We start from the raw sequence: 10,244 nt of genomic DNA on the forward strand, positions 1-10,244 counted from the left end.
AAGCCGGCACATGGGCACCTACAGCGCGCAAACCGCGCAAGAAGGCCAACCCGGATGAGTGATGGACAACAATCTGCTCCTCCTCAATGGTTGCATCTGCCGGATGGGGCCAGGAAGCTTGCCAACTGGCCGCATCCGGATAATCGCGTAATCCATGCGCCATGCCTGCCGCAGCACAGGCACTGCGCCACTCATGAAAAGTGCCAGGGGCCAATGTCGCCATGGCGATGCAGCCTCCTGGACGCAACAGGGCATGCCATTTGTGCAAAGCCGCACCTGGTTGCACAAACCACTGCATCACCATGCTGGCGGCAATCAAATCAAACTGCTCTTTGGCCAAGGGGGGATCCTGGCCATCCCAAAGCCCATAGCGCACCTTGTCTGTTGTTGCCAAGGCTGTCCGACAACGTTGCACCATCGGCCAGGTCAGATCACTGCACAACAGTCTGCCTTGTGGCCAGCGCTGGCACAGTTGCTGACTGAATAAACCGGTTCCACACCCCAGCTCCAGCATAGTCGGTGCCAGCAGCGGCAAAGTGATACGTGCAGCCAATCGTTCTGCTACCAGACGTTGTACTTGGGCGTGTTCGGCATACTGCTCCGCCTGGGCAAATGCCTGCATTATGGATTGCACCATTCCTGATACTCTTGCTGCTGTTCCCATCATGATCAATGGTACGGCGTTTCTGGTAAAAATTGTTGAATAAAGTGGGCACACGCTTGTGGTTGGGTGATGGGCAACAGATGGCCCCCCTCTGGCAACCAATGGCATTGCTGTGCGTTAAAGCAGCGATTGCTTAAGAGCGCCGGGACAATCTGGTCATCCTGTGCTGCCAGATTGGCGACTCTTCCTGTCCATTGGTGCAAGCTCTCTCGACCATCCCATGTTGCCAACCAATCCAACCCCTGAAGCAAGCTATCCACTGCAACCAAGGTGTGCGGCAAAGAGAGCTCCCTGCCGCCTTGACGAGCAAACTCTTGCAAAACAGCGTGCGGATTCTCCGGCAGCCGTTGACGCATGCGCTGCAGCAAGCGTCCTGGCACCCCTTCGGGAAAATGTTCCGCACGCGCAAAACGGCTGAAAGCGGCGATACCCAGCAGACCGATACAGTTGTGACGCCAGGGAGCATGCGGCAATTGCTGCAAAAGCCATAAAAAACCCAAAGAGTGCCCCACCGCCAATACAGGACGATCAACGGGAATCTCCACTGGACGTGCCGCAGCAAAAAAACCCAGATCCGGGGTCAGGCAGTGATAATCCGGCAAGAGACGGCACACACTCTGCCAACTGCCTGCCCCTAATGCCCAACCATGCACCAGCAGCAGCACGGGAGAGGATGATTGTGGCAGACCAGAGCTCATTGACGAACCAATGTACCGATACCTTGATCCGTGAAGATCTCCAGCAACAGCGCATGCTCGATGCGGCCATCGATAATATGGGTTGCCTTGACACCGGCCTCCAAGGCACGGCGACAGATCTCCACCTTGGGAATCATGCCGCCGCTGATAATGCCGTCATAGACCATTTTACTGGCCTGTTCCAGGAAGAGTTGACTGATCAGACTACCCTGAGCATCCATGACACCGGCCACATCGGTCAGCAGAAGCAATTTTTCCGCCTTGAGCGCCATGGCCACATGGCCGGCCACCGCATCGGCATTGATATTAAAGGTTTCGCCGTTGACACCCACACCGACCGGAGCCACAACCGGAATCAGATCTGATTGTTTGAAAAGTTCGAGCAGAGTGGTATCGATATGTTGCACATCGCCCACCCAACCCAGATCGATCAACTCCGGCTCTTCACTATCGGGACCGGGCCGGACATGGGTACGTTTACGCGCCAAAATAGTCGGCCCATCCTTGCCGGATAGTCCGGCAGCCCGTCCTCCATTGCGGTTGATAAGGTTGACAATCTCTTTATTGACCTGACCGGCCAAAACCATTTCGACCACATTGACTGTCTCTTGGTCGGTAACCCGTTGACCATCAATAAATTGGGGAACCAAACCCATTTTTTTCATTGTCTGTCCGATTTGCGGCCCTCCACCATGGATGATCACTGGATTGATGCCAACCTGGCGCAGCAGGATGACATCCTGGGCAAAACCCGCTTTCAGCGCCTCATCGACCATGGCATGGCCGCCATATTTGATCACGAAGGTCTTGCCGGCAAAGCGGCGCATATAGGGTAATGCCTCGATCAAGACACGAGCTTTTTCAATCCGGATCGGTAAACTCATTATTGTTCCTCCTGGACGACGGGTCATGTTTTCCGTTAGAGTGTGACACTGATTTTTATTGCGGTTGCTACTTTTGCCGCAGTTGCGGTCGATTCGTTTTCCCTTTTTTCCGGTATGCAGAGACCATGCTTGACACACTCCCCCATCGCTCAGGGAAGGCAGCGCCACCGCGTTGCTTGCCACTCAGCCTGCTGCACGGTTTGGCATTGCTGATCTGCTGTGGCATGGCGGCACCATTACAGGCAGAAACCGGTTATGCGGTGGACGACTGCCGCATCCTGATGCGGCGCGGACCGGAAACGCGCTATAAGATAGTCCAGATGCTCAAGATTGGCGAGGAAATGGAAATCCTGGAGGATGATCGCGCCTCTGGCTGGGCACGGGTACGTGCTACTGCCTCTGGCCTGGATGGTTGGGTGCTGCGCCGTTTGATCTCTCCAGAGATGCCCCCACAAGTGCAACTGGATACCATCCGCGAAACTTTACGCCGTGCGGAAGAGGAGCGTAATCGTTTACGCAGCGAAAACGAAGAGTTGCGCAAACGGGTCGGTTCCCAGGAAAAGCTGGAAGCGGAGCTGACACGGATTCGTAAAATCTCCCAAAATGCCCTGGAAATTGAACGTGAAAATGAATCCCTGGCCCAAAAGCTGCGCACTGCAGAACAGGAGATGAAACAGCTCTCCGACGACAACCGGATCCTGGAACGACAAACAGATACCTCCTTTTTTCTGGCAGGATCGGCGGTGTTGGCAATTGGCATGATCAGCGGTGCTGTTTTGGCCAGAAGGCGCCGTTCCACCTTTGGTTCATTGGAATAGTGGAGCAACCGCCATGGGTTGGAAACTGGTGGTGGTCACCGTGCGACCCCAGATGACAGAACGCATCATTGCGGCAGCTCGTGGAGCGGGAGCATTGGGAGCTACTGTTATCCCCGCACGGGGCACAGTTCCCCCGGAAAAGCGTCCCTTTTTTGGTTTGGCGCTGGACAATCAGCGCGATTTGATTTTATTCCTGCTGGATGAGGCACGGGTTGCAGCGGTCACCCGCACCATCCATCTGGACGGTGATCTGGATACGCCTGGTACGGGCATGTTGTTTGTACTGGATGTGGAACAGGCAATGGGATTGCGGGAGCAGTTGCTGGCGGTGGAAACGGAGATTCGCGAGCAATATAACTAAAAATCGCGCAGTGGGCAGCAATAGATACCCAGGCCCTGAGCAACTGCCAGCAGCACCCTGCTGTGACCAAAACAGCAGGAGTTTTCTTCACACCTTGACTGTCACACTATACCGATCTTGAGATGTCCGTATCCAATCCTCTCACCCAGTTGTTTGCGCGGCAACGCCCTTTTGTGCCGTTATTGTTGGCACCAATGGCAGGTATCACCGATAGGCCCTTTCGTAATTTGGCACGACGGTATGGAGCCGATCTGACCCTGTCGGAGATGGTTGCTTCGCAGGCCATGGTCCGCCATACAGCCAGAAGCATAAAGATTGCTGGCTCCTGCTCAGAAAAAACAGACCAACCGGAAGAGGAGTTGGTTGCTGTGCAGATTGCCGGTGCCGATCCGGAAGTGATGGCGGAGGCAGCGCGTTTGAATGTGCAACATGGCGCCACTCTGATCGATATCAATATGGGCTGCCCGGTGAAAAAGATTGCCAAAAGTCATGCTGGTGCGGCCTTGATGCGCGATGAACGATTGGCTGGGCAAATCATGGCGGCGGTGGTGGCAGCGGTGGCAGTACCTGTGACCATCAAGATCCGCCTGGGTTGGGATGAGCAGCAGCGTAACGCTTTGCGCATCGCCCGCATTGCTGAAGATTCTGGAATTGCTGCTGTTACCGTGCATGGACGAACTCGAGCCCAGATGTATCATGGCAGTGCCGATTGGCAGGCCATCGCCGCCATCAAGGCTGGCGTGACCATTCCAGTGATCGGCAATGGCGATATCACCTGCCCGCAGGTGGCTCGCCAAGTGTGGCAGAGTTCTGCTGTGGATGGCCTGATGATCGGTCGAGCGGCGATTGGCAGACCATGGATCTTCCGGGAAATTGCCCATTTTCTGCGCAACGGTACCCTGTTGCCGGCTCCTGCCTGGCCGGAGAGAAAAAAGTTGATTGAAGAGCATTATGCGCAGATCATCGCTTTTCACGGCCCCGTTGTGGGCAATCGTTTGGCACGTAAACATTTGGCTTGGCATACCCGTGGTCTGGTTGGAGGAGCACGGTTTCGGGAACAGTTGAATTATTCACCTGATGCCGAGAACACGGGACGGTTGTTGACAGATTTTCTGGCAGGAGTCGAGGAGCCGTAATGGTTCATTTCAGCCCAGAGATATTGTGGGATCAATTGACGACCGGCGTGGTTGCAGTCGATCATGAAGGGCGGGTACAAGCGGTCAACACAGCAGCAGAACGGTTGCTGGGCCGTGCGCGACGCCATTTGTCTGGCATACCCCTGGCCCAACTGTTGCCAGGTCATCCTATTGCCTTGGATTTGATTCATCGTGCTCGCAATCTGGGTATGCCCTGTCGTGTACGCACCGCCCATTTAACCCCCTCCCCTGGAGTGACCCTCTCGGTTTCGCTGACCGCCGTTCCCCTGGAAGATGCCGATGGGCAAGGTATCGGGGCACTGCTGCAGTTGGAAGAGACCGGCACTTTGGAACGTATTGAAGAGGGACAACGTCTCAATGCCACCCTGGACTCCATGGAAACACTGGCCCTGACCGTTGCCCACGAGGTAAAAAATCCCTTGGCTGGCATTCGCGGTGTGGCGCAACTTTTGGAGATGGAAGGGGGCAGTACCACCATTTCCACCGGTACAGCATTGATTTGTGCAGAGGTGGATCGCATCAGTCGCCTGCTGGATGCTCTGCTGGGCTTGGCCGACCGTCATGCCACACCGAGTGGAGCGGTCAATATTCATGAGATATTGGATCATGTGGTGCGTTTATGTCCTGGTGATCAACCACGCATCAACAAGGATTATGACCCCTCCCTGCCGGCGATTCGCGGTGATCGGGATCAATTGATTCAACTGTTTTTGAATCTGCTGCAAAATGCCCGTGATGCAGCAGGGGCGATGGGGTTGGTCTGCCTGCACACACGCATTTCCACACAGGTGCGCCTGGAACAAGGAAGACGGCAACGCCATTTGATTATTGAAGTACGGGATAATGGTCCCGGAATTGCGGAATCGGTACGACAGCGCATGTTTTTGCCCTTTGTGACCAGCAAACCCAAAGGAACTGGCAATGGATTGGGTCTGGCCATTGTACAAAAGATTGTCCACGATCATGGTGGTCAGATTGAGGTAACAGAACAGGCCGGGCAAACCATCTTTCGTGTCTTATTACCTGTCAACGTGCCATAACCATGAACAATCGTTCCCCCTCTACCGCAGCGCTTCCGGGTCGGACCATTCTGGTTGCCGATGACGATCATGCCATGCGCTATGTTCTGGAACAAGCCTTGGGACGGGCTGGTTATCGGGTATACAGTTTTGCCAACGGCAAGGCATTGCTGGATTTTGCCAGTGAGACACCGGCTGATTTGGTGATCACGGACATCGTCATGCCATCCGGTTCGGGGTTGGATCTGTTGCAAACGCTGCATACCCGGCAACCAGAACTGCCGGTAATTGTGATGACGGCACAAAGCACGTTGAGTCATGCTGTCCAGGCATTTGAACGGGGCGCTTTTGAATATTTGGCCAAGCCATTTGATATTCGGCGTATGATCGACCTGGTGGCACAGGCGATGGAACGACAGCAGGCAAGCCGTCCACGTCCGGCAACTTCCAATGAATTCAGCCGTTTTGGCGGCTTTGTTGGCCTCTCCCAGGCGATGCAGGAGCTGTTTCGGACCATTGGACGTTTGGCCAATTCTGAGATGACGGTTTTGATTCATGGTGAATCGGGTACTGGCAAAGAGCTGGTCGCCCGTGCAGTCCATGACCACTCCCCCCGACGGCAGGGCCCTTTTACTGCCATCAACATGGCAGCGATTCCGGCCAATCTGATTGAAAGCGAGCTGTTTGGTCATGAAAAAGGGGCATTTACCGGAGCGGTGGCCCGCCATCATGGCCATTTTGAGCGCGCCAAGGGGGGTACACTGTTTTTGGATGAGATCGGCGATATGCCGATGCAGGCACAAACGCGCCTCTTGCGGGTCTTGCAGGGAGGCTCCTTTACCCGTGTTGGGGGGACGGAGACCTTGAAGGCAGATGTACGGATTGTTGCGGCAACCCATCAAAATTTGCCCTCGGCGATTGTCGAAGGTCGTTTTCGCGAAGATCTGTTTTACCGTTTGAATGTGGTGCCCTTGTATGTGCCATCGTTACGCTCGCGACGTGAGGATATTCCGTTGTTGGTGGACTATTTTTTGGCCAGGGCGGCGCAAAAACTGGGGTTACCGTTAAAACGGATGTCGCAGGAGAGCCTGGCAGAGTTGATGGCCTATGATTGGCCTGGCAATGTGCGGGAACTGGAAAATCTGATTCATCGTTTAATGGTATTGACTCCCCAGGAGATTATTCAACGGGAACACTTAAACTTGCCACGTGTAGGCAAGATGCCTGGAGCCTATGAGGTGGTACGTGACGCAACACTATCGCGGGTAGAGTCTGATGTGGCTGAAGAGGTGAGCCCGGAAAATAATCTGTTGCGGTTTTTGGATCAATTTTTCACCTCTCCCAGTTGGAAAAATTGTGATAATCTCTATGATCAGGTAGTGAATCGTATCGAAAAGTCACTATTTGATCGTGTATTATTGGAAACATCCGGCAATCGAGTCATGGCTGCCCGCCTTTTGGGGATCAATCGCAATACACTACGAAAAAAAATTCAGGATCTTGACGTGAATGTGAAAAGATGAGAGGTTCAGGCGTTGACAGGTGGGACAGCTTTTTTTAGCATGATGATGAAGGCGGGGTGAAGGTGCATACAGGCAAGGAGACCCGGCCAGAGCCTCCGGAGGGAGGCCAACCACCATCGGCAACCAAGGCGCAGCAGGGAATGGGTACAGGCATGCGCATGGCCACGGATATGGTGGTCGCTACGCTGATTGGTGTGGCGATGGGATATTATCTGGATCAATGGTTGGCAACACAACCATGGCTGACAGTGATCTTTTTTTTCTTAGGTGCCGCTTCTGGTTTTCGTATGGTTTACCAGCTTGCCACGCAAAAAAAAGAGCAACAGCCTTCTGTTATGGATTGAATCGGGGAGAGTGAAACGTGTTATTGACTGCTACCGCCATCAATGCCGAAGCCGCACAAGCAGTTGCCGCTGCGGCACCCCGTATGGATCCTTTGCACCATTTTCAAGTGATCCGCTACATAGAGATAGCCCCGTTTGGGATGGATCTTTTTTCGATTTCCAATTCGGTATTATGGATGTGGATCTCGGTAGCGGCGGTTTATCTCTTTTTTCGTTATGCCATGCGTCAGCCTGGATTGGTTCCGGGACGCTTACAAAGCATTGCTGAAGCTGGTTATCTGTTTATTCGTGGCATCGTCGATGAAAATATCGGGCATGGTGGCAAGCCATTTTTTCCGTTGGTATTTTCGCTCTTTTTCTTTGTACTGTTTTGCAACTGGACAGGATTGATTCCGGCTTCATTTACAGCGACATCGCAGTTGATTGTAACGGCGACTTTGGCATTGGGAATATTTTTTCTGTCGATTTTTCTCGGTTTTTATAAACATGGATTGAAATTTTTAGGATTTTTTGTACCATCAGGATTGCCTGTGTTATTGTTGCCGTTGATGGTGCCGATTGAGATTATCTCATTTTTGGCGCGTCCTGTTTCGTTATCGGTGCGTTTGTTTGCCAACATGACGGCTGGCCATACAGTTTTGGGAGTGTTATTCTTTTTTTCAGCGACATTGCCGTGGATTGGTTCTTGGTTACCGTTTGGCTTTTCGGTAGTATTTACAGCGGTGGAAATTTTCATTGGCTTTATTCAGGCCTACATTTTCACCATTTTGACATGTGTTTATATTAACGATTCGTTGCATTTACATCATTGATGTCGAGGCATCGGATCAAGTTTTCAGCCCGCGAGACTCGCGACTTGCAAATTTGTTTAGGAGAGATGACACGATGGAAAGCCTACCCGCCTCATTCATAGGTATGGGATTGGCCGCCGCAGGGCTGGCTGGTTCTGGCATTGGATTGGGATTCATGTTCGGCAAGGCGATTGAGGCGTTTGCGCGTCAACCGGGAGCCGAGGCGCAGTTGTCCAAATATGTCTGGATTGGCGCGGCCTTTGTTGAGGCCATTGCGTTGTATGGATTGGTGTTGGCGTTCATCATCATGGGCAAGGGATGATCTCGATGATCTCAAGCGCATATGCTGCTGCGGAGGGGCATGCCCAGTCATCGGGTTTGCCGCAGTTTGAGTCCAGCGTATTTGCATCTCAGATGTTCTGGACGATAGTATCATTTTTTGTTCTGATGTATCTGTTGAATCGGTATGTCATACCGGCGATCAACGATATTTTGGACAGCCGCAGTAAGAAGATAGGCGAAGACATACAGCAGGCAGAGCGGGCACGACAGGAGGCTGATCGTCTATTGGCCAATTATCGTGATCAGATTGAGCGGGCACGGCAGTTAACCGCCACGACGATTGATGAGGCGCGGATAGAGGCTGCAGCGATTCGCGAGCAGGCGCTTGCTGAGTTGGGAGAAGAGTTGAACAAGAGAAAAGCCTCGGCGCTGGAAGAGATTGAGCGTACACGAGTGCAAGCAATGGAAGCGGTTCGGGAAGCAGCAGTAGAGATAGCGATGTTGGCTACTGAAAAGCTGATTGCAAAATCGGTTACCAAACCCAAAGCTGAGAGTATGGTAAAAGAGGCTTTGGAGCATTTGGAAAAGAATCGAATCGGTATGCACTGATTGTAGCTGCCGTGCAGAAAGATGGTTATCGAGGCCGAATCTCTTGTAAGGGATTCGGCCTTTTCCATCCTGGAAGAGAGTGTGGGTACAAATAGGGAACGGTATGTATGTCCTCGTAGCTCAGCCGGATAGAGCAACGGATTCCTAAGTAGGGAATCGCGGCTTCACAACCTCCTCATCTGCAATGGTTTTTAATTTTATCAAACAGTTACATCTTCCAGGTTTTGGCAGATTACCCCCGCTTTTTCCGCTTTTGGAACAACTTTCTCACACGAGACTCTCACACAAAGCACACTGTTTCCAGTCCTGAAGCCGACCGTATAAGGGCTATTGGAAGCGGGTGGTTGCTTCTGCTTTGCTTTAGGGTACACCCCAGTGAAAAGCCCATTGCTGCCCAGGAGGTGCATCAATAGAGTTGACTTCTGAGTTTTGATATGGCATTATCACAGCATCTTAAACCTTATTGATATGATTGGTGCTGCAATGGCCGTGATTGGATATGCCAGAATTTCTTCATCGTCACAGGACTTGGGGATTCAACTCGGCTCTCTTGCCCACTGTGATGAAATTTTTTCAGAAGTTGAGTCTGGAGCCAAGAAGGACCGACCCAAACTCCTGGAGCTGCTCCGGTTCATCAGGAAGGGTGACGTGGTGGAATGCACCCGGCTGGATAGACTGGCAAGGGACACTCACCACCTGTTGGAGATTGTCCAGTTGCTGGAACGGAAAAATGTGGCTCTGAAGATTCAGAACATCAACCTGGATACGTCTACTGCAACCGGGAAACTCATGCTGACCATGTTGGCGGCCATCAGTGCCTTTGAAAGAGACCTTTTGAAGGAACGCCAGCAAGAGGGTATTGAAAAGGCCAAGCGTGAAGGGGTGTACAAAGGTCGCAAGCCGACCGCCAGAGCCAAATCTCAATTGGTGCTGGAGCTGGTTGCTCAAGGGGTCTCCAAGGTTGATGCGGCCAAGAGGACCGGCATCTCTGTGCCGTCAGTGTACCGGATTCTTGGTGCTGCGACCCAAAGCAGCTCCACCACTTGACCGTTCATTCCTGCTGCTCCTGTATTGACTCTGCAAACGCTGGTATC

Annotated in this window: 13 protein-coding genes; 10 read left to right on the top strand and 3 right to left on the bottom strand. The window is 52.7% G+C overall.

Translation table 11 applies throughout. The annotated features are described in order from the left end of the window. From EJP87_RS06460 to argB, 3 genes are all read right to left on the bottom strand, one after another. Window positions 1-637 (bottom strand): methyltransferase domain-containing protein (locus EJP87_RS06460; protein WP_193771190.1); only part of this gene is annotated, 637 nt, incomplete at its 3' end. A gap of 32 nt (window positions 638-669) precedes the next feature. After that, window positions 670-1,362: an alpha/beta fold hydrolase gene (locus EJP87_RS06465; RefSeq protein ID WP_130471041.1), complete on the bottom strand. Its 693-nt coding sequence runs from the start codon at window positions 1,360-1,362 to the stop codon at window positions 670-672. Beyond that, window positions 1,359-2,246, bottom strand: a complete 888-nt coding sequence (gene argB / locus EJP87_RS06470) for an acetylglutamate kinase (protein WP_130471042.1) — start codon at window positions 2,244-2,246, stop codon at window positions 1,359-1,361. Before argB ends, EJP87_RS06465 begins: the two co-directional genes overlap by 4 nt. Window positions 2,247-2,371: 125 nt before the next feature. On the opposite strand from argB, the gene EJP87_RS06475 reads away from it, so the two are divergent. From EJP87_RS06475 to EJP87_RS06520, 10 genes are all read left to right on the top strand, one after another. Then, window positions 2,372-3,064: a TIGR04211 family SH3 domain-containing protein gene (locus EJP87_RS06475; RefSeq protein WP_193771191.1), complete on the top strand. Its 693-nt coding sequence runs from the start codon at window positions 2,372-2,374 to the stop codon at window positions 3,062-3,064. 13 nt (window positions 3,065-3,077) lie between these two features. Further along, entirely contained in the window at window positions 3,078-3,425 is a 348-nt protein-coding gene (locus EJP87_RS06480) for a P-II family nitrogen regulator (protein ID WP_130471044.1), read from the top strand. A gap of 122 nt (window positions 3,426-3,547) precedes the next feature. Further along, a complete protein-coding gene (gene dusB, locus EJP87_RS06485; protein ID WP_130471045.1) occupies window positions 3,548-4,561 on the top strand; it encodes a tRNA dihydrouridine synthase DusB in 1,014 nt (337 codons plus the stop codon). Further along, window positions 4,561-5,622 carry a two-component system sensor histidine kinase NtrB gene (locus EJP87_RS06490; RefSeq protein ID WP_130471046.1) on the top strand — a complete coding sequence of 354 codons (1,062 nt, stop codon included), beginning with the start codon at window positions 4,561-4,563 and terminating at the stop codon, window positions 5,620-5,622. Before dusB ends, EJP87_RS06490 begins: the two co-directional genes overlap by 1 nt. 2 nt (window positions 5,623-5,624) lie before the next feature. Next, window positions 5,625-7,124, top strand: coding sequence for a nitrogen regulation protein NR(I) (ntrC, locus tag EJP87_RS06495; RefSeq protein WP_130471047.1), 1,500 nt, complete (start codon window positions 5,625-5,627; stop codon window positions 7,122-7,124). 56 nt (window positions 7,125-7,180) lie between these two features. Then, window positions 7,181-7,468 (top strand): AtpZ/AtpI family protein, encoded by a 288-nt coding sequence (locus tag EJP87_RS06500; RefSeq protein WP_227657489.1) that lies wholly within the window; start codon window positions 7,181-7,183, stop codon window positions 7,466-7,468. Window positions 7,469-7,485: 17 nt separating this feature from the next. Then, on the top strand, window positions 7,486-8,280 hold the full coding sequence (locus tag EJP87_RS06505) for a F0F1 ATP synthase subunit A (protein ID WP_227657490.1): 795 nt from the start codon (window positions 7,486-7,488) through the stop codon (window positions 8,278-8,280). A 73-nt stretch (window positions 8,281-8,353) separates the two neighbouring features. Further along, the gene (gene atpE / locus EJP87_RS06510; protein ID WP_130471048.1) at window positions 8,354-8,581 is read left to right on the top strand and encodes an ATP synthase F0 subunit C; all 228 of its coding nucleotides are present in this window, start codon (window positions 8,354-8,356) and stop codon (window positions 8,579-8,581) included. A 5-nt stretch (window positions 8,582-8,586) separates the two neighbouring features. Beyond that, window positions 8,587-9,150: a F0F1 ATP synthase subunit B gene (gene atpF, locus EJP87_RS06515; protein ID WP_193771192.1), complete on the top strand. Its 564-nt coding sequence runs from the start codon at window positions 8,587-8,589 to the stop codon at window positions 9,148-9,150. Between the two features lie 483 nt (window positions 9,151-9,633). Continuing rightward, window positions 9,634-10,197, top strand: coding sequence for a recombinase family protein (locus EJP87_RS06520; RefSeq protein WP_130471050.1), 564 nt, complete (start codon window positions 9,634-9,636; stop codon window positions 10,195-10,197). Window positions 10,198-10,244: the final 47 nt, after the last annotated feature.

Origin of the sequence: Candidatus Magnetaquicoccus inordinatus, from assembly GCF_004217665.1 — a bacterium.
GTDB classification, from domain to species: Bacteria; Pseudomonadota; Magnetococcia; order Magnetococcales; family Magnetaquicoccaceae; genus Magnetaquicoccus; species Magnetaquicoccus inordinatus.